23 protein-coding genes and 3 pseudogenes are annotated in these 22123 nt (G+C 67.6%); 15 read left to right on the top strand and 11 right to left on the bottom strand.

Annotated features, from left to right (window positions below; translation table 11 throughout):
• From AC1D2O_RS30740 to AC1D2O_RS30730, 3 genes are all read left to right on the top strand, one after another.
• On the top strand, window positions 1-858 hold an 858-nt coding region (locus tag AC1D2O_RS30740), incomplete at its 5' end, for a phospholipase D-like domain-containing protein (protein WP_478158425.1).
• Window positions 859-1572: a hypothetical protein gene (locus AC1D2O_RS30735; RefSeq protein WP_478089125.1), complete on the top strand. Its 714-nt coding sequence runs from the start codon at window positions 859-861 to the stop codon at window positions 1570-1572.
• Window positions 1573-1613: 41 nt separating this feature from the next.
• A complete protein-coding gene (locus tag AC1D2O_RS30730; RefSeq protein ID WP_478158424.1) occupies window positions 1614-2324 on the top strand; it encodes a hypothetical protein in 711 nt (236 codons plus the stop codon).
• A gap of 61 nt (window positions 2325-2385) precedes the next feature.
• Here AC1D2O_RS30730 and AC1D2O_RS30725 read toward each other — a convergent pair whose 3' ends face one another.
• Together AC1D2O_RS30725 and AC1D2O_RS30720 are read right to left on the bottom strand one after the other, a co-directional pair.
• Window positions 2386-2853: a hypothetical protein gene (locus AC1D2O_RS30725; RefSeq protein WP_478089127.1), complete on the bottom strand. Its 468-nt coding sequence runs from the start codon at window positions 2851-2853 to the stop codon at window positions 2386-2388.
• A gap of 19 nt (window positions 2854-2872) precedes the next feature.
• The gene (locus tag AC1D2O_RS30720; RefSeq protein ID WP_478089128.1) at window positions 2873-3676 is read right to left on the bottom strand and encodes a DUF2092 domain-containing protein; all 804 of its coding nucleotides are present in this window, start codon (window positions 3674-3676) and stop codon (window positions 2873-2875) included.
• 479 nt (window positions 3677-4155) lie between these two features.
• Between AC1D2O_RS30720 and AC1D2O_RS30715 the strand changes: the two genes are divergently transcribed.
• Both AC1D2O_RS30715 and AC1D2O_RS30710 read left to right on the top strand, forming a co-directional pair.
• The gene (locus tag AC1D2O_RS30715) at window positions 4156-4308 is read left to right on the top strand and encodes a hypothetical protein (protein WP_478089129.1); all 153 of its coding nucleotides are present in this window, start codon (window positions 4156-4158) and stop codon (window positions 4306-4308) included.
• Complete coding sequence (locus AC1D2O_RS30710) at window positions 4305-5705, top strand: phenylacetate--CoA ligase family protein (protein WP_478089130.1); 1401 nt, start codon at window positions 4305-4307, stop codon at window positions 5703-5705. Before AC1D2O_RS30715 ends, AC1D2O_RS30710 begins: the two co-directional genes overlap by 4 nt.
• A gap of 7 nt (window positions 5706-5712) precedes the next feature.
• On the opposite strand, the gene AC1D2O_RS30705 is transcribed toward AC1D2O_RS30710, so the two are convergent.
• Complete coding sequence (locus AC1D2O_RS30705; RefSeq protein WP_478158423.1) at window positions 5713-6489, bottom strand: Rossmann-fold NAD(P)-binding domain-containing protein; 777 nt, start codon at window positions 6487-6489, stop codon at window positions 5713-5715.
• 137 nt (window positions 6490-6626) lie between these two features.
• Between AC1D2O_RS30705 and AC1D2O_RS30700 the strand changes: the two genes are divergently transcribed.
• Window positions 6627-7352 (top strand): Crp/Fnr family transcriptional regulator, encoded by a 726-nt coding sequence (locus tag AC1D2O_RS30700; RefSeq protein ID WP_478089132.1) that lies wholly within the window; start codon window positions 6627-6629, stop codon window positions 7350-7352.
• Here AC1D2O_RS30700 and AC1D2O_RS30695 read toward each other — a convergent pair.
• The 5 genes and pseudogenes from AC1D2O_RS30695 to AC1D2O_RS30675 form a co-directional block, all read right to left on the bottom strand.
• Complete coding sequence (locus AC1D2O_RS30695) at window positions 7346-9349, bottom strand: PAS domain S-box protein (RefSeq protein ID WP_478089133.1); 2004 nt, start codon at window positions 9347-9349, stop codon at window positions 7346-7348. The genes AC1D2O_RS30700 and AC1D2O_RS30695 overlap by 7 nt on opposite strands.
• A gap of 41 nt (window positions 9350-9390) precedes the next feature.
• Window positions 9391-10122, bottom strand: a complete 732-nt coding sequence (locus AC1D2O_RS30690; protein ID WP_478089134.1) for a winged helix-turn-helix domain-containing protein — start codon at window positions 10120-10122, stop codon at window positions 9391-9393.
• A gap of 61 nt (window positions 10123-10183) precedes the next feature.
• Window positions 10184-10558, bottom strand: a complete 375-nt coding sequence (locus AC1D2O_RS30685; RefSeq protein WP_478089135.1) for a TraR/DksA family transcriptional regulator — start codon at window positions 10556-10558, stop codon at window positions 10184-10186.
• 96 nt (window positions 10559-10654) lie between these two features.
• Window positions 10655-11650 carry a zinc-dependent alcohol dehydrogenase family protein gene (locus AC1D2O_RS30680; protein WP_478089142.1) on the bottom strand — a complete coding sequence of 332 codons (996 nt, stop codon included), beginning with the start codon at window positions 11648-11650 and terminating at the stop codon, window positions 10655-10657.
• A gap of 87 nt (window positions 11651-11737) precedes the next feature.
• Window positions 11738-11926: pseudogene (locus AC1D2O_RS30675) on the bottom strand (BON domain-containing protein); the annotation flags it as partial.
• Here AC1D2O_RS30675 and AC1D2O_RS30670 point away from each other — a divergent pair.
• A pseudogene (locus AC1D2O_RS30670) lies at window positions 11906-12085 on the top strand (hypothetical protein); the annotation flags it as partial. The pseudogenes AC1D2O_RS30675 and AC1D2O_RS30670 sit on opposite strands and share 21 nt — an antisense overlap.
• On the opposite strand, the pseudogene AC1D2O_RS30665 reads toward AC1D2O_RS30670, so the two are convergent.
• Window positions 12017-12382: pseudogene (locus AC1D2O_RS30665) on the bottom strand (BON domain-containing protein); the annotation flags it as partial. The pseudogenes AC1D2O_RS30670 and AC1D2O_RS30665 overlap by 69 nt on opposite strands.
• 275 nt (window positions 12383-12657) lie before the next feature.
• Between AC1D2O_RS30665 and AC1D2O_RS30660 the strand changes: the two are divergent.
• A complete protein-coding gene (locus tag AC1D2O_RS30660; protein WP_478089136.1) occupies window positions 12658-13479 on the top strand; it encodes a universal stress protein in 822 nt (273 codons plus the stop codon).
• A gap of 30 nt (window positions 13480-13509) precedes the next feature.
• Here the strand turns inward: AC1D2O_RS30660 and AC1D2O_RS30655 are convergent, their stop codons facing one another.
• The gene (locus AC1D2O_RS30655; RefSeq protein ID WP_478089137.1) at window positions 13510-14115 is read right to left on the bottom strand and encodes a hypothetical protein; all 606 of its coding nucleotides are present in this window, start codon (window positions 14113-14115) and stop codon (window positions 13510-13512) included.
• Between the two features lie 249 nt (window positions 14116-14364).
• Here AC1D2O_RS30655 and AC1D2O_RS30650 point away from each other — a divergent pair, with 249 nt between their 5' ends.
• From AC1D2O_RS30650 to AC1D2O_RS30640, 3 genes are all read left to right on the top strand, one after another.
• Window positions 14365-14694 (top strand): cytochrome C, encoded by a 330-nt coding sequence (locus AC1D2O_RS30650; RefSeq protein ID WP_478089138.1) that lies wholly within the window; start codon window positions 14365-14367, stop codon window positions 14692-14694.
• Complete coding sequence (locus tag AC1D2O_RS30645) at window positions 14694-16241, top strand: bifunctional aminoglycoside phosphotransferase/ATP-binding protein (RefSeq protein WP_478089139.1); 1548 nt, start codon at window positions 14694-14696, stop codon at window positions 16239-16241. The genes AC1D2O_RS30650 and AC1D2O_RS30645 overlap by 1 nt, the downstream gene beginning before the upstream one ends.
• A gap of 115 nt (window positions 16242-16356) precedes the next feature.
• A complete protein-coding gene (locus AC1D2O_RS30640; protein WP_478089140.1) occupies window positions 16357-16779 on the top strand; it encodes a universal stress protein in 423 nt (140 codons plus the stop codon).
• Between the two features lie 15 nt (window positions 16780-16794).
• Here the strand turns inward: AC1D2O_RS30640 and AC1D2O_RS30635 are convergent, their stop codons facing one another.
• A complete protein-coding gene (locus AC1D2O_RS30635; protein WP_478089141.1) occupies window positions 16795-17724 on the bottom strand; it encodes a carbohydrate kinase family protein in 930 nt (309 codons plus the stop codon).
• Window positions 17725-17964: 240 nt separating this feature from the next.
• On the opposite strand from AC1D2O_RS30635, the gene AC1D2O_RS30630 reads away from it, so the two are divergent.
• From AC1D2O_RS30630 to AC1D2O_RS30615, 4 genes are all read left to right on the top strand, one after another.
• Window positions 17965-18972 carry a substrate-binding domain-containing protein gene (locus AC1D2O_RS30630; protein ID WP_478158422.1) on the top strand — a complete coding sequence of 336 codons (1008 nt, stop codon included), beginning with the start codon at window positions 17965-17967 and terminating at the stop codon, window positions 18970-18972.
• Between the two features lie 48 nt (window positions 18973-19020).
• Window positions 19021-19983: an ABC transporter permease gene (locus AC1D2O_RS30625; RefSeq protein ID WP_478158421.1), complete on the top strand. Its 963-nt coding sequence runs from the start codon at window positions 19021-19023 to the stop codon at window positions 19981-19983.
• Complete coding sequence (locus tag AC1D2O_RS30620) at window positions 19983-20786, top strand: ATP-binding cassette domain-containing protein (protein ID WP_478091293.1); 804 nt, start codon at window positions 19983-19985, stop codon at window positions 20784-20786. Before AC1D2O_RS30625 ends, AC1D2O_RS30620 begins: the two co-directional genes overlap by 1 nt.
• A gap of 95 nt (window positions 20787-20881) precedes the next feature.
• On the top strand, window positions 20882-22099 hold the full coding sequence (locus tag AC1D2O_RS30615; RefSeq protein WP_478091292.1) for an ROK family transcriptional regulator: 1218 nt from the start codon (window positions 20882-20884) through the stop codon (window positions 22097-22099).
• Window positions 22100-22123: the final 24 nt, after the last annotated feature.

Below are 22123 nucleotides of genomic sequence, written 5' to 3'. Positions count from 1 at the left end.
GCGCGGCGCACCGGCGAGGCCGAGAACGAGGCGTCGCGCCAGGCGCTGACCGACGCCGGCATCGAGGTGCGCGACAGCAATCCGAAGTTCGACCTGACACACCAGAAGTCGATGGTCGTGGACGACCAGGCCGGTTTCGTCGAATCGCTGAACTGGGAGCCCAAGGACCTGACCGTGACGCGCGACTACGCGGTCGTCACCACGCACGACCTCGAGACGCGCGAGATGGTGGACTGCTTCGAGGCCGACTGGGCCCACGAGGACTTCACGCCGCATCCCGAGTCGCGGCTGATCTGGTGCCCCGACAACGGCCGCCAGCGCGTGGCCGCCTTCATCGACGGCGCGCAGCACTCGCTGTGGGTGCAGAACGAGCGCTACCAGGACACCGTGATCATCGAGCGCCTGGTGCGGGCAGCGACCCGCGGCGTCAAGGTCCACATCCTGACCAAGCCGCCGCACTCGCTCAAGGCCGAGAAGCTGATCGAAGGGGTGGGCGGGCTGCGCATCCTGCAGGACGTCGGCGCCAAGGTGCACACCATGAAGCACCTGAAACTGCACGCCAAGATGATGCTGGCCGATGGTGAACGCGCGATCGTCGGCTCGATCAACCTGGCGCCGGGCAGCTTCGACGGCCGGCGCGAACTGGCGATCGAGAGCGACCATTCCGGTACGGTGCAGCGCCTCGAGGACACTGCGCGTCGCGACTGGGCGTCCTCGCACAAGATCGACCTCAGCGACGCCGGCCTTCTCCATGACCTGCAGAAGCGCCAGCTCGATCCGAGCAAGCTGGTGCTCAACGACGTCGGCGGCGGGCCCGTGGCGGACAAGCCGAAGAAGCACAAGGGAAAGAAGCACTGAATGGCGGCGACGTCTGCAAGCTTCGCCCGGACACTGGTCGCCGCGGCGGCATGGCCGCTGCTGGCACATGCGGCCCTCGCCGCCGACGGTGCCGAGTTCGCGGTCCGCTGGGACCCATCGGAAGGCGGTCCGCGAAGCATGGAGGAGGTCGTGGCCTTGCTCGATCTCTCGCACGGCAAGCGGAAGGCGTTCACGGTGCGCTACTTCTCGGTGGTGCAGCCGACCGACCTGCCGCCGGGCACCCGCGCCATCGCGCGGGAACGCAGCTTCGGACCGCGGACCGAGGCCATGTACAAGCTGCGAAGCGACGTACCGTTCCCGGCCAGCGGCCCGCTCGCCGCCTGGCGCTGCCCGTTCGAGCCGTACACGAAGCACAAGACCGAGATCGACATCGGCTTCACGGCCGAAGGCCTGCCGCAGAAGAGCTATTCGCGCAGTTGCGATGCCGGCGGCTCGCTCGCGAACGTGCTGCCGGTCCGGTTCGCGGCAAAGCCTTTCGGCTGTAGCAGCCAGGTCCTGCGCATCGAGGCAGACCACATCAAGATCGAACGCTGGAGTCTGCCGCGCGGCGAGCTGTCCTTCGAGGTCTCATGGAACGGCGACGACACCGACGCCGACATGCGCACGTTCACCCGCCGGGTGGTCGCGCCGCTGATGGCCCGCGACATCAAGCCGCTGCGCAAGAGCAAGACCGAGCTTGGCAGCAGCTGCTGATGCCGAGTTGCGCGGCCTGGTCGAGGGTTCTGTGACGCCACTTGCCGGAGCCGATCCAGGATTTCATTTCGACGCGATCTTTCGTTGATGAACGGTCTGGGCTGTTGCCGTTTTCACCGCCGATTCTCACACTGAACTTCAGCTTGAACCATCAACGGAATCTCCTCATCGCCTGGCTGCTGAGCGCACTCTCGATGCCTGCTCCCGCACAGCAGAAGCAAGTCGCCCTTACCGTGGCGATGGCGGAACCGATGTCAGGCAAGGCGACGCTCGCCCGCGCCACGAAGATCACCGGCACTGTCGAGGCAGTCGATCTGATGCAGCGTCGGGTTGTGCTCAAGGGCCGCAAGGGCAGGGTGCTCCCCCTGACGGCCGGTCCCGATGTACGCAACCTCGCGCAAGTCAAGGTCGGAGACCGCGTCACGGTGCGTTATCTGGACGCGCTGTCGCTCACACTCAGGAAGGACGGCAAGGAACTTCTCAGCAGCGTCCGGACCGAGGACGCCGCGCGAGCCGCGGCAGGCGATTGGCCGGCAGGAACGGTCGCGCAGCAGGTCGAAGTCACCGCCGACGTGATCGCCGTCAATGCCCGGGCAAAGACGGTCACGCTGCGCGGACAGAAGCAAGTCGTCGATCTGAAGGTACGCGACCCCGGCCAAATGAGGCTGATCAGGGTGGGCGACCAGATCCATGCCGTGTACGCCGAGGCGCTGGCTCTCTCCGTGGATCCCGCGGCACTGGCCAAGAAATAGTTCTTCGACGACGGACGACTTGACGCGGCGCCCGAACCCGCACTGCCAGGTCGGGCCGGCCCTAAGGTGCAGGCACGACTTCGTAGTAGACGCCGCTGGACCCGAAATAGGGCTTGTACCAATTCGGACCGGCCTGGTAGTAGTGGGTGCCGTTCACGACCATGTCCTTCGCCCCACCGGGCACGTTGGCCATCTGAGTGCCGATCGGCAAGTTGGGGTGGACCCCATAGGCGGGCTGCTGGACGACGATGGCCGCTGGCTGTTGGACCACGACCGTGGCGGGGCGCGCCGCGGTCGCGATCGCGGCGCCCACCGCCATGCCGGCGACCGCACCGGCGGCAGCACCGCAGCCGTAGCAGCCGGGGGGACGGTAGTAGGGGTGATAGTAGGGACGGTGCACGCCACCGACCGCAACAGCGCCGCCGCGCCAGCCGCCCGCAGCGGCGACCCATGCATTCGCAGCAGACAAGGGAGCGAGCGTGCCGGTCACGATCGCGACGCTGATGGCGAGTGTCTTGATTTGCTTCATCACATGGTCCTTTGCGTGATCACTTGACTTGTTCGATCTGCTTGAACTCGAGCTTCACCGAACCCTTGGGGATGGACGCGTTGAAGGTCTGCGACGCCACGGGTGCGCCGAGCTTCCAGTCAGAGAACTCCACGGTGAACGTCGGTTGACGATCGCCGCTGCGGTAGGAAATGACCATCAGGCGCGGCAGCTTGTCGATGGCGCCGATCCATATTTCCCAGTCCAGTCCCTCGGCAGTGAACGCCAGGTGATCCGTCTTGACGCCGCCGACGGTCGACTGACCGACCCAGATCGCGCTGGAAAGATCCTTCGTCAAGAACGCATAGGGGTCCGGAACGAGAAGATCCAGAAACGGCGTCGTGGCGTCGGACCCCGGCAGCTCGCTCTTCATGAGCGATTCGATGGCGCCGCCCGCTGCCTCGCGTTGCGCATAGAACTTGCGGTCCACGCCGATGGCGGTCACCGTCTTGCCGTCGTAGACGATGTCGCTCGGGAACAGGTCTCCGCGCGCCGCCACGAACAGCTTGTCGGGCCGCTGCATCACCACGCGCGAAGAAGCGAACAGGCTGACGTACTGCCCGGTCGGAGAGGGCATCGGGACGATGCCGCGGACCTTGAATCCAAGGGTTTTCGCCCCGGCCAGCGTGTCACTCATGGCCTTGAGCAGACGGAGGGCGCGCTCGTCCTTGAACGCCTTCGCGGGTGCTGCGACCGGCGCCGATGTCTCTTGGGCCAGTGCAATGCGATGGGATGCCAGCAGTGTCGAGGCCGCCAGCAAGGCATAGCCCAGCCGATGACCGGTTCTTTTCAGGTTGAGGTTCATTCAAATTCTCCAGAACGGGTTGGGACCCAGGGAGCCTGCCTGAGAGGCCCTTTTGAAGTCCGCTTTGCAGATCCTCGACCGAGTCCATCGCGCCGTCTCCTGCCGCGAGGCTGACGCGAGTGATGGGTAAAGGCTTTGGTCCTCATCGACGACCGCTGCATAGGCAGGGTGCTGATGCTCATCGGTCCCCAAGTACTTTGAGCGCGCCCGAGCTCGCCGTCTACTGCCCTTTGGGGAAGGTGCGCGCTGATGAACAGGTTGCGGCTCAGTTCCTTGTTCGATAGCCCGTCGGCCAGCAGGCGCAGCCGCCCCTCGGAAATCAGTTGCGCGACCGTGTCCGCAGGCGTACACAGGAGGGTCGGATCCGACCGGCCTTCGGCGCAGGAAACACCCTGCAAGGCGCGAAGCCGCGCGTCCTTGATGACCGTCAGGTCGAGATGCCCGCCGACTGCCAGGCTCCGATCCCCAAGGAGAGACGATTGCGCATTCAATTCCTCGGCGGCACAGCCGGCATCGGCAGCTGCCAGCATCCGTGCGCCGACACGGGGCTTGATCTCGACGGAACCGTCGCGCTGACCCGTGCCATGGGCGTGGACCTGGCGGCGCTGCTGCGTCCCGCAAGGATGTCATGAACACGGTCCCATCGCCCCCGCTCGATCTCTGGTTGTCCGGCACCGTGGCGGCCGACGTCGCGCTGGTCTCGCACGCGCCTGCCGACGCAATGAAAGCCCGGCGGGCACGACGCCTCGGTGAACTGCTTGCAGCGGCGACGCTGCGTTCGCCGCTGTACCGGCGCCTGCTCAAGGGCCGCGACCTCGGCAGCCTGCGCCTGGAGGATCTGCCGGTCGCGCACAAGACCGAGCTGATGCTGCATTTCGATGAATGGGTGACGGACGCCCGTCTTCGGCTGGACGGACTGCGCCGCTTCGTGGCTGATCGCCGGCGCATCGCCGAGCCCTTCCTCGGACGCTACACGGTGTGGGAGAGCTCGGGCAGCAGCGGCGAGCCCGGCATCTTCGTGCAGGATGCGAAGGCGATGGCGGTCTACGATGCACTGGAGGCCCTGCGGCGGCCCGTGCTGCGTCCGATGCAGCGGCTGCTGGACCCCTGGGGCCTGGGCGAGCGCATCGCCTTCGTCGGTGCGACCGGCGGGCACTTCGCCAGCACGGTCTCGATCGAGCGCCTGCGGCGGCTCAACCCGGCGTTGTCGAGCCGCCTGCGCGGCATCTCGTTCCTGCAGCCCGCCAAGGGCATGGTGGCGGAACTGAACGCCTTTGCCCCGACGGTGATCGCGACCTATCCGAGCGCCGCGGTGCTGCTGGCCGAAGCACGCATGGACGGACGGCTGCGACAGTCACCGCACGAAGTCTGGACCGGCGGTGAAGACCTGTCGGCGGCCAAGCGCGAATTCGTGCAGCGGGCTTTCGACTGCCCCGTGGTCAACAGCTACGGCGCCTCGGAGTTCCTGTCGCTGGCGTCCGAGTGCGAACACGGCCGCCTGCATCTCAACAGCGACTGGGTGATCCTCGAGCCGGTGGACGCGCAGGGCCGCGCTGCCGCGCCCGGCGAGGCGGGTGCGACGACGCTGCTCACCAACCTGGCGAACCATGTGCAGCCCTTGATCCGCTACGACCTGGGCGACCGCGTCACCGTGCAGGCACGGGCATGCAGATGCGGCTCCTGCCTGCCCGTCATCGAAGTCCAGGGCCGCAGCGAGGACACGCTGCATCTGGGCCGCGCCGGGTCGGGTTCGGTCAGTGTGCTTCCCCTGGCACTGAGCACGAAGCTCGAAGAGGATGCCGGCCTGTTCGACTTTCAGCTGGTGCAGGAGGGCCCCTGCGAGTTGCTGCTGCGCACCGGCCTGCGCGGCAGGGAGGCCGAACTCGCGCTGCAGCGGGCGCAGCGGGTGCTTGGCGAATTCCTCGAATCCCAGGGTGCCGTGGACGTGCACGTCCATTGCCGCAGCGGCGAGCCCGGCCGCGCCGGACGCAGCGGCAAGGTGTTGCGCGTCGTTGCGGCTCCGCCCTGAGCGCGGGTCAGGCCTGGGCCATGGTGTCGAGCAGCACGATTTGCATCACGCAACGATGGTTTTCCGATCGCCGGGCCTCGTCGATCGGGTGGCCTGACCCATGCAGCGACCAATGCGGGGAGTGCATGGCGTCGACCACGAAAGTCGCCTCGTTCGACGCCGAACCCCCGGGCTCGGCCACGTGCAGCGCAAAGCCCATCTCCCGCGCGGCCGACAGGAAGGCGCGGCTGCGCCCCGTCTGCGAGTCTCCGAGGAACAGGATGGTCCCCGGTGGCACCGGCGGCGAGCCATGCTCGCAAAGTGTCATGAGATCGGCCAGCACCCTGGCAGGGTGATCGTCCAGGCCCAGTCCGGCATAGACGGGAACGCCGGCCTCCAGTTCGATCCTTTGCACCGTGGGCGGTGGCAGCGCTCCGCAGTCGATGGCGTCATACATGCGCCCCAGGAGGCGGGCGAGAGTGCCGATGTCGGGCTGGGTCGGCCCGCCGGTCTCGAAACGCACCTCGGCGACCCGGACGCCGAGATCCTGGGCGGCGCGATGAAGGGGCGAAGTCTCGCGTCCCGGGGGCACGGTCTGAAGCAATGCCAGGTTCTTGCCGCGCAAGGTCTTGCCGACCGCCCCCGAATGCGCATCCGCTCGCAGGCGCCGGGCGGCGGCGAAGAGGGCCGCGATTCTTCCTGCGAGCAGCGGCTCATCGATCGACAAGCTGCGGGAGGGAAAGGAGTGAATGTCTTTCACAACGGTGACGGTATGACGTTTGCCCGTTGCGGCATTGACGGCCATCAACATCTCGCTGCGCGCCTTGCCGATACCGTTCGGACACAAAGCATTCACCTGCTGTTACCGAGGACACCATGGCATTGGCGCTTCTGTTGCACACGCTTCCTAAGCTTTGCCCATCGATCTGCAAGGAGCCGGTGATGACTGAAGCGAGCTTTCCGAAGTGCACAGGGTCTGTCGTTCGGCGCATCGCCGACACGCTGCAACTGCTCCAGGACAGTTTTCCGATCCACCGGCGCATCGTCCGTGCCGGCGACACGGTGTACCAGGTGGGCCAGGAGTTCGGGTGCCTCTATGTCGTGAATTCCGGCTACTTCAAGATGGTCAACCTGTCCGGGGAAGGGCGCGAACAGGTGGTCGGTCTGTACTTCAGGGGCGACTGGCTCGGCCTCGACGGCATTGCGACGGCCCACTACGCGTGCGACGCGGTGGCGATGGACACCGGGGAGATCTGGGCCATCCGATACGAGACGCTGATCCAGGCGGCCGTGCGCGCACCGGCGCTGCTGACCGCGCTGCACGAGGCCATGAGCCGTGAACTCACCCGCGATCACGATTCGATGCTGTCCTTGTGCACGCTGCCCGCCGATGCGCGCGTCGCGGGCTTCCTTCGCTACTGGGCCGATGCGCTGGCGCAGCGGGGCCTGCGCACTGACCAGATCACGCTGCGCATGACGCGTGCCGAAATCGGCAACTACCTCGGGATGACGCTGGAGACCGTGAGCCGGGCGCTGTCACGGCTGGCGCGGGGGGACGTGATCCGGTTCACCGAGAAGGGCCGGCGCGACATCCACATTCCGCAGGTGGAGGCACTCACGGCCTTCATCCAGCGCACGGCCGTGCCGATGGCCGGCGCTCTTCACTGAGCGCCGTCGAGCACCCGCGCAATGGCCTGCTCGAGGTCCGCTTGCGTGAAGGGTTTGCGCAGCAGGTCCCGGACGTGGAACTCGCCGAGCAGCTCTCCGGAGTAGCCGGACATCAGCAGCACCGGAAGGCCGGGCCACAGCGCGTGTGCGGCATCCGCCAGCTGGGTGCCCCGCAGGCCCGCGCCGAGCAGGATGTCGGTGAGCAACAGGCCGATGGACGGATCCGATGCAAGCACGCGCAAGGCTTCCTCGCCGTCGGCGCAGGCGGTGACCTCGCAGGCCATCGAGGCCAGGAACTTCTGGACCACGCCGCGAACCTCCGCATCGTCCTCCACCAACAGGACGCGCAGTCCCGGGGGCACTTCACTCGTCGCGGTCCCGAGCTTCTCGTCGGTCGCCCGGCCTCCCTCGACGCGCGGCAGGAAGATCGTGACGGTCGTCCCCGCGCCGGTGGCACTCGCCAGGCTGACGGCACCACGCGACTGCTTGGCGAAGCCGTAGACGGTGGACAGGCCGAGGCCGGTGCCGCGGCCGCTGTCCTTGGTGGTGAAGAAGGGCTCGAAAGCGCGCAGCTTGACGCTCTCGGACATGCCTTCGCCGGTGTCCGAAATGGCAATCGACACGTAGCCTTCCTCGGCGGATCGGTCCTGTGGAGCATTCAGTTCATCCGGCAATGCAGGCACCGTGCCGCAGGTGAACGACAGCGTGCCCCCCTGCGGCATCGCGTCGCGTGCATTGATGGCCACGTTCAGCAGCGCAGATTCGAGCTGGACCGGATCCGCCATGCAGAGTGCATCTTCGGTGTCGAGCGTGATGACGATGCGCTGGTCGAGCGTGCGCCTCAGCATGTCGGTCAGCGACCGCAGCAGCGCGGCGATGTCGACGATCGCAGGTTGAAGGACCTGGCGTCGCGAGAATGCAAGCAGCTTACTCGTCAGTTCGGCGCCGCGGCGGGTGGCGCGCGCGGCAGCGCCGACGAGTTGCTGCACGAAGGGATCGGCGGCGTACGCGGGGGCCTCTGCGAGCACCTGCAGGTTGCCCGAGATCACGGTCAGCAGGTTGTTGAAATCGTGCGCGACGCCGCCCGTCAATTGGCCGACGCTCTCGAGCCGCTGGGCATGGTTGAGCGCTTCCTCGCTGCTCTCGCGCTGCAGCACGGTGGCAAGCATGCTCGACAGGGACTCCAGGAAGCGCACCTCGTCATCGCCGAAGCGTTGCGGGGTGCGCGAACGAACCGCCAGCGTTCCGATGGCGCGGCCCCGGTCCGCCAGCGGCACGGAGAGTTCGCAGACCATGCCGGCCTTGAGGTAGTGGGACGGAATCGCAAAGCGCGCCTCCTGCGCATAGTCGCCGATCAGCACCGGCTGGCCCCGAGCCACCACGTAGCCGGACGGGGAACCGGGCTCGTTCGGGATCCGATGGCCGATCGTTTCCTCTGGCAGAAGGCCCACGCCGGCGACGATGCGGAACGCAAGGCCGCTCGGCTCCAGCAGCAGGATCTTGGCCATCTCGACTTGCAAGGCTTCCGCCGCGATTTCCGGCACGAGCGGCAGGAGTGCCTTCGAGTCGCGGGCATCCACTGCATGGCGCCCGAACTGCGCGAGGTATTCGGCGTAGCGGGCACGCTGCAGGGCCTGCTTCACGCGGGGATACGCGCCCACCGCGCGGATCGCGGCGACCACGTAGGGCAGGCCGTGATTCTGCAGCGGACTCAGTGCGATCTCGACCATCACTTCGCTGCCGTCGCGCCGCTTGGCCACCAGGTCCATCTGCATGCCCATCGGGCGTGCGCGGGGATGGTCGGCATAGGCGTTGCGATAGGTCGAATGGCGCGGCCGGATGGCATCCGGGACCAGTTCGTCCACGCACAGCCCCACTAGTTCTTCCTTTGCGTAGCCCAGAAGCTCCAGCGCGGCGGGATTCGCAAGACCGATCAGTCCTTGCCGATCCACCAGGAGGAGCGCGTCCGGGTAGGCCATGAAAAGCGAGCGAAACACGGCTTCGTCGTCGAACCCCGGAACAGCGGATACGCCCACGGTCAGCCCGCCTCGACCTTGGGAACCAGGATGTAGCCAGCGCCACGGACCGATTTGATGATCTGGGGATGGTCGGGGTCGGCCTCGATCTTTCGGCGCAATCGCCCGATCTGGACATCGATGGTTCGGTCGAAGGGGCCACCGTCTCGGCCTCGTGTGTGTTCGAGCAGGAAGTCCCGCGACAGCACCCGGCCCGGATGCGTGGCCAGCGTGTTCAGCAGGTCGAATTCTCCTGAGGTCAGGGCCACTTCCTGCCGGCTCGAATCCAGCAGGCGCCGGGCGGCCGTGTCGAGCTCCCATTGCGCGAAGCGCAGCCGCGTTGCGGCCTCGGCGTTGGCGTTTACCGGTGCGAGCTGCCCCGCAGGTGCCAGGCGGCGCAGCACGGCCCTGATGCGCGCGACCAGTTCGCGCAGATCGAAAGGCTTGGTCACATAGTCGTCGGCCCCGACCTCGAGGCCGACCACCTTGTCCACCGGGTCGCCGCGACCCGTGACGATCACCAACCCGCACCGCCAGTGCTCGCGCAGTTGGCGCGCGATCGCGAAGCCATCTTCGCCGGGCAAGCCCAGGTCGAGCAGGACGAGCGCCGGCGCATCGCGCGACATCAGCGCCATGAGCGCGGCGCCGGAATGAACCTGGCTGACGCGAAAGCCTTGGGCCCCGAGGTAGCTGGCGAGCAGCTGCGTGATGTCCGCTTCGTCGTCGAGGACCGCGAGGTGGGTGGGGGTGGTCACCGGTGCATGTTATTCCCAGTTCCGGCTGTGTCGCAACGTCACGCCGTCGGGGCGGGCGCCCTCAGCGGCGATGCCGGCTTTCAGCCTCGGTCTGGCAAGCGGCGCAACGGATGGCCGTGGGCTGGGCCAGGAGTCGCTCGCGCGGAATCCCCTCGCCGCAGTCGGCGCAGATGCCGTAGAGGCCGTCGACCATGCGCTGCTGCGCCAGCTCGATGTCATGCAGCCTCGCACGATCGACCTCGATCTCGGCGAAATGCACGTCGTCCAGTCGCTCGGCCTCGGCGTCGTCGGCATGGCTGTGGACCTCATGGTCGGTGGCGGGCGTGCCGGACCCGGCATGCCCTGAGGCACTGTGAAGCTCGTCGAGCACGCGGCGCTTCAGGCCGTCGAGTTGCAGGGTCAGAGCCTTGCGGTCCGATTCAGTGAGAGGGGTCATGGGAGGTGTTCGTTGGATGGGGCTTGGTGATCTTCGCCGCCCTCGGACTGCCCCGGTTTGACGGCCGTCAAATCGCGGTGATCGCGGTCGTATTCGTCACGCTGGGGGGAGCAGCACCGCGGCACCCTGCACGCGGCCGGCCCGCAGGTCAGCCATTGCCTCGTTGGCCTGCGCCAGCGGGTAGGTCGTGACGTGGACCTGCGGCGGATGCGACTGCACCAGCGCGAGAAACTCACGCGCATCGCTGCGTGTCAGATTGGCCACCGACACGAGCCGTCGTTCCTCCCACAGCAAGCGGTACGGGAACGAGGGAATGTCGCTCATGTGAATACCGCCGCAGACCACGCGCCCGCCTTTGCGCACGGCTTGCAAGGCCAGCGGCACCAACTCGCCGGCGGGAGCGAAGATGATCGCGGCGTCCAGCGGCGGGGCCGGCATTTCGTCCGAGCCTCCGGCCCAGGCGGCGCCGAGGGTTCTCGCGAAGGCCTGGCCTGATGTGTCGCCAGGGCGCGTGAATGCGTAGACCTGCCGGCCCTGCGCGGCAGCCACCTGGGCGATCAGGTGCGCGGCGGCTCCGAATCCGTAGATCCCCAGGTGCCGCGCGTCATTGCCTGCCGCCTTCAGGCTGCGCCACCCGATCAGGCCGGCGCAAAGCAAGGGCGCGATCCGGGCCGGCTCCTGGTTCAGGCCGCCTAGCGGCAGACAGAATTCGGCCTCGGCGACGACGTGGCTTGCGAAACCGCCGTCGCGGTGATAGCCGGTAAAGCGCGGCGTGTCGCAAAGGTTCTCCCGGCCGGCGGCACAATAGGCGCAGTGCCCGCAGCTGTGGCCAAGCCACGGCACGCCGACCCGGTCGCCGATGCGATGCCCCCGGACGCCCGCGCCGAGCGCCTCCACTTCGCCGACGATCTCGTGGCCCGGCACGATGGGCAGCAGGGGCAGCGGCAGGTCGCCATCGACCACGTGCAGGTCGGTGCGGCAGACCGCGCAGGCCAGCACCCGAAGACGCAGCTCACCGGCGGCAGGCTCCGGGAGCGGGCGTTGCTCCATCCGCAGCGGGTGGCCGGCGGCCTGAAGGACCATCGCCTGCATCGTTGCCAGCCCCCGTCCGTCATTCGATCTCATGTGGGGCTCCGGAGAATCCGAAGAGGCAGGGAGCGACCCGTGCGACTCGCATGGTCAGGGTTCGACAAGGAGGTTGTTCACCACGCTCGCGACGCCCGGCGCCGACCAGGCGGCACCCTGCGCGGCCTTGCGCTCGGCCCAGGACCGGACCCTGCCTCGCAGGGTGACCTGGCCGCCGTTGACGATGACCTCGATGTGCTCTGAATCACGGTCGGCTTGCCGGTGCAGGGCCTCCTTGATCTTCTTCTCGATATCGACCGGCGAGAACCTTGCCTTCACCTCGACCAGGTCGGTGACGCCCTTGACACCCAGCAGGTCGCGCACGGCGACTTCGGCGGCCCTGCGCTGGTATTCCCATTCGACCCGACCGCTGAGCGTGAGCCAGCCGTTTTCCACCATCGGACGGATCGCCTCGTCGGGCACGAGCACGTTCCATTCGAGCGCACGCTCCGCCGCCAGGGCGATGTCGGCGTCGGTGCGCTCGAAGTTGGGCGCAAGCTTGACCGACATTTCGATGGCGAGCGCCTTCACGCCCCTGACGCGCTGCGCCGCGCGCTCGATGGCGTGCTTCTCGGCGTGACTGGCGGGATGGCCGGTCAGGGTGACCACGCCGTCCTTGACGATGATGCCGATGTCGGTGGCGGCGGTCGTGATGGCGGGGTCGAAGTTCAGCTCGGCGACGATGTCGCTTCGCAGCATTGCATCGGATTTCATGAGGGGGTCCTTTCCTTGGTCGGTCGAAGCGGAAGCTGTCGCCGCGCCCGGATTCGCGCGCGTGGCGCCCATAGGCCTACTTTAGGAACAACAGCGCGGCCGGGCTTGCGCTGGATCAAGCGGTCGTCCGCGCCTCAGACCGCGCGCTTCGCCGGTAGTTCAGGCGGGATAGGCGTCGTGATTTGACGCCGCGCAAGGCGAGGCGGTGCCGATTGCGCTAAGTTGCCTGCATCCCACACTTGGATTTCGAAGGAGTTCCCATGCAAGCACCGAAGACGATCCTGCTTCACCTGGACGGTTCAGCTCGCACCGCGGAGCGCGTCAAGGTCGCCCGGCAACTGGCCGAGGCCTTCGATGCCGAAGTCACGGGCTTGCCATGCACGCTGTCAGCGCTCATGCGCTTTCCCTATGCGGTGGAAGGAGCGGCAGAAGCCGTGGCGATCATGCTGGAGCTCGACCAGGAATGCCGGGACAAGGCCTATGCGGCTTTCATGGCAGCCGGGGGCGGCTCGCCGCGCCTGCGCTGGGCCGAGCCGATGAGCGATGCGCCCTGGGGCTTCGCCCGGCGCGCCCTGTATGCCGACCTGTTGATCCTGGGCCAGCGCGACGCTGACGACCCCGCCGCCGCCGAACTGCCGGCCGACTTCCTGCCGAGCGTGCTCGTCGAGAGCGGCCGGCCCGCGTTGGTGCTGCCTTACACGGGGCCGATCGCCCCCATCGGGCGCACCGTGCTGGTGGCCTGGAAGGAATCGCGCGAGGCCGCGCGCGCGGTGTCGGCGGCGCTGCCCTGGATGAGGCAGGCGGAGTCGGTGCATGCGGTCAGCTACGGCGAAGCGGCGGGCGCATCCTTGCAGAGCCTGCAGGACTATCTGAGGCGGCAGGGCGTGAGCGTCTCCGTGCGGCCGGGCGGCCCGGAAGGGGGTGATGCCGGCGAGAAGCTTCTGTCGACGGCCGCGGACATGAGCGCCGACTTGCTCGTGATGGGGTGCTACGGCCACAGTCGCGCGCGCGAATGGGTATGGGGCGGTGCCACGCGATCGATCCTCCAATCCATGACGCTGCCGGTGCTGATGTCGCATTGAGTCGACTGCAAGCACGGTCCTTCGTTCGGGTCATTTGCCCGCGGGCTGCGCAGGGGTGGACCTGGACCCTTTGGCGGCCTCCACCGTCTCCCGCGCGGCATCCCTCGCGGACAGCGCGGCGGCACGCGTGGCCTCCTCGGCTTTCTGCAATGCGTCGCGCGTCGACTGCGCGGCCTTTTCTGCTTCCTCCTTGCTTGACGCCATCACCTTTCTCGCCGCTTCTTCGGCCAGGTCGAGTGCTTCCTTGGTCGCCGCCGATGCCTTCCTGCTTTCTTCCTCCGCCTCGCGCACGGCTTTCTCGGCGGCGTCGAGGGCCTTCCCGGCTGAAGCGGTGGCCTTCTCCTGGAAGCGGTTCGCCGACTCGGCGGCCTTCTGCGCTGCGCGCCGGATGCCTTCCGCGATGGCCTTGGAGATCTTTCCGGCGTCCATCTTGCCCTGCTCGGTTGCCGCCTTGGCCGCATCGGCCGCGTTTTGCGCGGCGATCTGTGCCTCGTGAGCTGCCTTGGCCGCGGCGTCCCTGGCTTTCTGGGAGGGCGTCGGTGACGGATTCAATGGATCGGGTGGGGTGTTGTCCGTCGCGTATGCCGACGCGCTCAAGACGAGGATCCACACGGCGAGAAGACTCTTCGATGTCATGGTTGCTCTCCGACGGATGAGCCGCGAACCCTTCTGTCGAGCCGATCGGCGATCCCGCCGAAGACGGAAGCGGCCAGGGAACAGCATGACCTTAAGCCCGATGGGCATGCAAGAACTTGATCGCGCGCAAGCCCGCCAGCATCGGCGGCGATTCAGCAGAGAGTTGCGTGCCGATTGCGCTGCGTCAAGCTGCAAGCCCTCACGTGTGCGATTCTCGGTCCTGCCCTGTTGAAAGCGAGGAGCGACACCATGTCAACCCACCCACTGGCGGCATGCGTTCTGGTCGGCGCGGTCCTGTTCGGTACCCCGGCGGGTGCTCAATCGCGCGGAGAACTCTTGTACGCGACGCATTGCATCGCCTGCCACACGACGCAGGTGCATTGGCGGGACCGGAGATTGGCCGTCGACTGGAACAGTCTCCAGGCGCAAGTGGCGCGCTGGCAAGCCGCAGGTTCGCTGAACTGGAGCGACGAGGACATCATTGCAGTCACGTCACACCTCAACGAGCGCTTCTACGGATTCAAGTTGCCCCCCGGTCCACCAGTGGTGCTGACGCCAGCCGGAGGCGGGCGCCGTTGATGGCGATGCCACGGGCGGATCGCACGCTGGTGACGGCGCTGCGTGAGCACCTGCGCTCTGAAACCGGGCAGGCGGTCGCGCTGATCGAGACCCATATCTCCTGGGTGCTGCTGACCGATCAACTTGCCTACAAGCTGAAGAAGCCGGTTCGCCTGTCCTTCGTCGACTTCGGCACGCTGGCGGCGCGCAAGCACTTCTGCGAGGAGGAACTCCGGCTCAACCGCCGACTGGCGCCCTCGATCTACCTCGAAGTGGTGCCGGTGTGCGGCTCGGCGGAGGCGCCACACCTGGGCGGCGACGACGCCATCGACTTCGCCGTCTGCATGCGGCGCTTTCCGGAGGAAGCGCTGCTGCGCAATCTGCTGCTGGCGGGGCGGTTGAGGACGGAGCATCTCGTGCGTTTCGCGCAGCAGTTGGCGGCATTCCATGGGCAAGCGCAGCCCGCGCCGCTCTTCTCGGAGTTCGGCGCGCCGGAGCAGGTGCTGCGCCCGATGACCGACGCGCTGGCGAACCTGCAGGCCGAATACGGCGCCGATCGGCTGCAGGCCCTGCGGACCTGGGTGGCCGAGCGGAGCGCGGGGCTTCGCACGGCATGGATCGGACGACAACGAGAGGACGCGGTGCGCGAATGCCATGGCGACCTTCATCTGGCCAATGTGGTGCTCATGGGGGCTGAACTGACCGCGTTCGACTGCCTCGAGTTCGATCCTGCGCTGCGCTGGATCGATGTGATGAGCGACGCGGCCTTCCTCACCATGGACCTGAAGGCGCACGGGCGCAGCGACCTCGCGCACCGCTTTCTCGACGCCTATCTGCAGCACAGCGGCGACTATGCCGGCGTGCAGGTCTTGCGCGTGTACGAGGTGTATCGGGCGCTGGTGCGCGCGATGGTGGCCTGCCTGCGTGCGCGGTCGGTCGGCGCAAGCCCGCAGCCGGTCGATCCCGACTATCTCGCCTGCGCCGAGGCGCTTGCGGCGCGCGACGCGGCTGCGGCGCCCCGCCTGATGATCACGCACGGGCTGTCCGGCGCGGGGAAATCCACGATCGCGGCGGAGCTGCTGGCGGTCGCGGGCGCGATCCGGATCCGCTCCGACGTCGAGCGCAAGCGGCTCTTCGGCCTGGCACCCCTGCAGCGATCGACCGAGCAGGCGGTGGACATCTACACCCCCGAAGCCACCCGACGGACCTTCGAGCGGCTGGCGGCCTGCGCGCGCACGGCACTGGAGGCCGGCTATCCGGTGATCGTCGACGCGGCCTTCCTGCGGCGAGACGAACGGATGGCGTTCCGGGCGCTGGCGGTCGAACTGCGCGTGCCTTTCTCGATCCTTCACTGCCAGGCCACCGAAGCGCAGCTGCGCCAGCGGGTGGTGGCGCGCCGGGCCAGCGGTACCGATGCGTCGGAGGCGAACCTGGCGGTGCTGGAGCGGCAGTTGGCCACCCACGAGGCGCTGGATGGCGAGGAGCGGGCGATGACGCTGGATGTCGCCACCGAAGAGCCACTGGATGTCGCGTCGCTCCTTGACCGCTGGCTCGCCCGGGCCCGGTAACCGCGGTGACCGGCTTCGGATTGACGGCGCATTGCGCCCTTGACCTGGCGCAAGCCATGCGGATGGCGCCTCGACGAACATCGAACCCTTCCAGAACTCTTGACAGGAGAACACCATGAAGATTCTTCTTGCCGTCGACGGCAGCGACTACACGAAGCGAATGCTCTCCTGCCTGGGCGCGCACAAGGAGTTCTGGGGCGCAGGCCATGACTTCACGGTGTTCCATGCGGTCCTTCCGGTCCCTCACCGGGCGGCGGCGTTCGCGGGACCGGACATCGTCCATGGCTACTACGACGACGATGCCCGGGTCGTGCTCGACCCCGTGCGTGCGCGCCTGGCGGCGGAGGGAATCGAAGCCAGGTTCGTACACAAGGTGGGACATCCGGCGGAGGAGATCGCGTCGTACGCCGAGTCGGGCAAGTTCGACCTGCTGGTCATGGGGTCGCATGGCCAGGGCGCCCTGGCGAACCTGGTGCTCGGCTCGGTCGCCACCAAGGTGCTGGCGCGCTGCGCGGTGCCGGTGCTGCTGGTGCGCTGACGGGCTGCAGTCCGCTCAGGGCTGGAGCTCGCTGCGCCGCGGCAGGTCCGCACCCCGGCGCGAACACGTGATGGCTGCCGCGGCGACGGCGAATTGCAGGGCCATGCGCAGGCGGGCGACGGACAACGTGGCGATGGCGCCGATCGACAGGCTGTCGTGTTCGGCCAGCCAGGTCAACAGCGCCGCCTGGAAGGTGTCGCCGGCACCGACGGTGTCCACCACCGGCAGCGCGACCGCGGGCACGCTCACCGAGCCGGACCGCGTCCAGGCCACCGCGCCGTCGCCGCCGCGCGTGACCACGACGAGGCCCACGCCGCGTGCCATCGCATCGTCGGCGAACTGCTGCAGGCCTGTGCCGGGCGACAGCAGCGAGAGGTCCTCCTCGCTGATCTTGAGCAGGTGCGTGCGCGGCAGCATCCACTGCAGCATGTCGCGCCAGCGTGCCAGGTCGGGCTCGACGTTGAGCCGGATGTTGGGGTCGTAGCAGATCGGCGTGCGCGCGTGCTCGCGCGCCACCAGCGCGCGCAGCGTGGAGGCAACGGGCTCGACCACCGCGGCGTACGAGCCGATCTGGACGGCGCGAATGTCCGCGGGCAGCGAAGTGAGTGTGTCGACTCCGAGCTGCCGGTCGGCGCCGCCTTCGCCGTAGAAGGCGTACGAGGGAACGCCTTGCGCATCGAGCCCCACCAGTCCCAAGGTCGTGGGGGCGTCGACCCGCGCCACCGAAGCGGTGGCGACGCCTTCTTCCTGCAGCGCGCGCATCAGGCGCTCGCCGAGAAAGCCGCGCGACAACGCGCTGAAGAAGGCCACGGGCTGCCCCAGACGCGCCAGTCCCACCGCGACGTTGAAGGGTGAGCCGCCGACACGCGCATCGAACGCCATTCCCGTGGGCGTGTCGCCGCTGGCGAACACATCCATCAACGCTTCTCCGCAGACGAGGAACATCGCATTCTCCCAATCGATTCATGGCTGGCGAGCACAGGATTGCAGCCGGCCGGGGAGGCGAGCATGCCGCACGAACAGGACGCCCAGACCCCGGGAAAGTACCTAATAAATCTAATTGATTTATTAAGTCGGCATGCCCACAATTCTTCTCACGCCGCCATGCATCCCCGCATCGCGGCGCCGGCCTCAAGAAAATCCGCAGTCGGCTCGCCGACCGCTCGACGCACACGGAGACGCCTCATGTTGAAGACACAGCTTCGGATCGCTTTCACCATCACCGCGGGCCTCTGTGCCGCAGGCATCTCGAACGCGGCGGACCCGCCGGTGATCGGGCTGATCACCAAGACCGACACCAACCCCTTCTTCGTGAAGATGAAGGAAGGGGCGCAGGCCGCGGCCGCCGCGCAGGGCGCGAAGCTGCTCAGCGCAGCCGGCAAGACCGATGGCGACAACGCCGGTCAGGTGACGGCCATCGAGAACATGATCGCCGGTGGCGCCAAGACCATTCTCATCACGCCCAGCGATTCGAAGGCCATCGTGCCGGCGATCAAGAAGGCGCAGGAAAAGGGCGTGATGTTCATCGCGCTCGACAGCCCGGCCGACCCGGTCGACGCCACCGACGCGCTGTTCGCCACCGACAACTACAAGGCCGGCCAGCTCATCGGCCAGTACGCCAAGGCCGCCATGGCCGGCAAGCCGGCCAGGATCGCCACGCTGGACCTGTTCCCGGGCCACCCGGTCGGCGCGCAGCGGCACAACGGCTTCATGTCGGGCTTCGGGCTGCAGGCGGCCGACGCGAAGAGCAACGAGCTCTCGAAGAGCCCGGAGATCGTCTGCATGGCCGACAGTTTCGGCGACCAGGCCAAGGGCCAGACCGCGATGGAAAACTGCCTGCAGAAGAACCCCGACATCAACGTCGTCTACACGATCAACGAACCCGCGGCGGCGGGCGCCTACCAGGCGCTGAAGGCGGCGGGCAAGGAAAAGGGCGTCGTCATCGTCTCGGTGGACGGCGGCTGCGCCGGCGTGAAGAACGTCAAGGCCGGCGTGATCGCGGCCACCTCGCAGCAATACCCGCTCAAGATGGCGTCGATGGGTGTCGCGGCCGGCGTCCAGTACGCCAAGGACGGCAAGAAGGTCAAGGGCTATACCGACACCGGCGTCACGCTCATCACCGACAAGCCGATGGGCGGTGTGGAGAGCAAGGACACCAAGGTCGGCACCGATCTCTGCTGGGGCAACAAGTAGGGGGCACTCATGTCGGCTGCTGAGTTCACCGAACGATCCGGAGACGCCATGACATCGACCAAGTCCTCCAGGCTTCCGCCCGTCGCCACGCTCGGCCCGCTGATCGCTCTGCTGCTGGCGGTCGTCTTCTTCACGACGCAGAGCGACCGCTTCCTGTCGGTGCAGAACTTCTCGCTGATCCTGCAGCAGGTGATGGTGGTGGGCACGATCGCGATCGGCCAGACGCTGATCATCCTGACGGCGGGCATCGACCTCAGCTGCGGCATGGTGATGGCGCTCGGCGGCATCGTGATGACCAAGCTGGCGGTGGCCGGCGGCATGAACGAGTACCTCGCGATCCTGTGCGGGCTGCTCGCGTGCATGGCCTTCGGCCTGCTCAACGGGCTGCTCGTGACCCGCATCCGCCTGCCTCCGTTCATCGTGACGCTGGGCACGATGAACATCGCGTTCGCGATCACGCAGCTGTATTCGGGTGCCCAGACCGTGACCGACCTGCCGCCGGCGATGACTTTCTTCGGCAACACCATCTCGCTCGGTGGCGCGGCCGTCAACTACGGCACCTTGCTCATGATCGCGATGTACGTCCTCATGTGGTGGGGCCTGCGCGACACGCAACCGGGCCGCCACGTCTATGCCGTGGGCAACAACCCCGAGGCCACGCGCCTGACCGGCATTGCGACCGACCGGGTGCTGCTGGGCGTGTATGTGACGGCGGGCCTGTTCTACGGCATCGCATCGCTGCTCTCAGTGGCGCGCACCGGTGTCGGCGACCCGAACGCGGGGCAGACCGAGAACCTCGACGCCATCACGGCGGTTGTGCTCGGCGGCACCAGCCTGTTCGGCGGCCGCGGCATCATCCTGGGCACCCTGCTGGGCGCGCTGATCGTCGGCGTGTTCCGCAACGGACTCACGCTGATGGGCGTGTCCTCGGTCTACCAGGTCCTGATCACGGGCGTGCTCGTCATCCTCGCCGTCACGACCGATCAGCTGTCACGCAAGGGAGCCCGCTGATGAACACGCCATCCCAAGGCACGCCGCCGCTCGTGATGGAAGCGCGCGGCCTGGTCAAGCGCTACGGCAACGTCATCGCACTGGACGGCGCCGACTTCGAATTGCGCGCGGGCGAGATCATGGCGGTGATCGGCGACAACGGTGCCGGCAAGTCGTCGCTGATCAAGGCCCTGTCGGGCGCCACCATTCCGGACGAAGGCGAGATCAAGCTCGACGGCAAGACCATCCACTTCAAGTCGCCGATCGACGCCCGCCGCGAAGGCATCGAGACCGTCTACCAGGACCTGGCCGTGGCGCCGGCGATGACCATTGCGGAGAACCTCTTTCTCGGCCGCGAGATCATCAAGACCGGCTTCCTGTCCCGCCTGCTGCGCATCATCGACAAGAAGAAGATGCTCGACGAAAGCACCGCGCGGATGAACGACCTGAAGGTCGGCATCCGCTCGATGACGCAGGCCGTCGAGACCCTCTCCGGCGGGCAGCGCCAGTGCGTGGCGGTGGCGCGCAGCGCGGCCTTCGCGCGGCACGTGGTGATCCTCGACGAGCCGACCGCCGCGCTCGGCGTGAAGGAGGGCAACATGGTGCTCGAGCTGATCCGGCGCGTGCGCGACAAGGGCCTGCCGGTGATCCTGATCAGCCACAACATGCCGCATGTGTTCGAGATCGCCGATCGGATCCACATCGCGCGGCTCGGCAAGCGCGCCTGCATCGTCAATCCGAAGAAGATCAGCATGAGCGACACGGTCGCGGTGATGACGGGTGCGATGCGTCCCGATGAGCTGCCCGCCGAAGCCCTCTACTGACACCCGCGCCCGATACTTTCCAACATGCCAATGAACCTCCCTCCATGGCTCGGCCCCGAGCCACTCCAAGGCATGATCGACCGCGAACTCGCGCCATGAACAGTGGCGAGACTGCAGTTCGGCTGCGCCCGCGCGGCTCCAACCAGGTGGGCATGGGCCAGTTCAACGAGCGCGTGGTGCTGCAGGCGATCCGCCTGCATGGCGCGCTGCCGAAGGCCGAAATCGCGCGCCTGACCAACCTCACGGCCCAGACGGTGCAGATCATCATCGCGCGGCTGGAAGCCGACGGGCTGGTGCTCAAGCACGCACCGGTGCGCGGCAAGATCGGCCAGCCGTCGGTGCCGATGGCATTGAACCCGGATGGCGCCTTCTCGATCGGCATCAAGATCGGCCGGCGCAGCCTCGACGTGCTGCTGGTCGATTTCACGGCCCAGGTGCGCGAGCGCCTCACGCTGGACTACGAGTTCCCCGACCCCGACACGCTGTTCGACGAGATCCGTGCGCGCCTGGCGACGCTGCGCAAGGCGCTCGGGCCCAAGCGCGCGCAGCTGCTGCATGGCATCGGCATCGCGGCCCCGCTGTCGCTGGGCGGCTGGCAATCGCTGCTCGGCGTGGCGCCGGAGCAGGCCGGCAAGTGGACTGCGATCGACATCCGCGCGCGGGTGGCGGCCATGACTCAGCTGCCGGTCGAGCTGGTCAAGGACACGACGGCCGCTTGCGTCGCCGAACTGGTGGCCGGGCGCGGACGCAGCATCCGCAGCTTCCTGTACGTCTTCATCGACACCTTCATCGGCGGCGGGCTGGTGATCGACAGCCACTTGCGCAGCGGCGGGGCCGGCAACGCGGGCGCCGTGGGGTCGATGTCGCTCGGCCTGGGCGGCGCCGACGGCGCACCGCCGCCCCAGTTGCTGAGCATGGCGTCGCTCTTCACGCTGGAGGCGCTGTACACGGAGGCGGGGCTCGATGTCGGCGCCGTGGCGGACGCACGCGCGGTCGCGCCGCCATGGCTGCCGGTCACGCGCGCGTGGATGCAGCAGATGAGCCCGGCGATCGCACTGGCGATCCACAGCGCGACGGCGCTGCTCGAGCTCGACGGGGTGATCATCGACGGGTCGTTCAGCCGCGAGATGCTCGCCGAGGTGCTCGCGGCGGTCGACGGCGCGCTCGACCGCTACAGCTGGGAAGGCGTGGCCCGCCCCAAGGTGCTGGCCGGCGCGATCGGCGCCGATGCGCGCGCCATCGGCGGCGCGCTGCTGCCGCTGTACGCGAACTTCGCCCCCGACCGCGACCTGTTCCTCAAACTCGATCGATGATCCACGTGCTCGGCGATCGCCCGC

This window comes from Variovorax sp. P1_G12 (genome assembly GCF_056405555.1).
The sequence above is the reverse complement of the archived record's forward strand: the minus strand, read 5'-3'. Positions and strand labels throughout refer to the sequence as shown.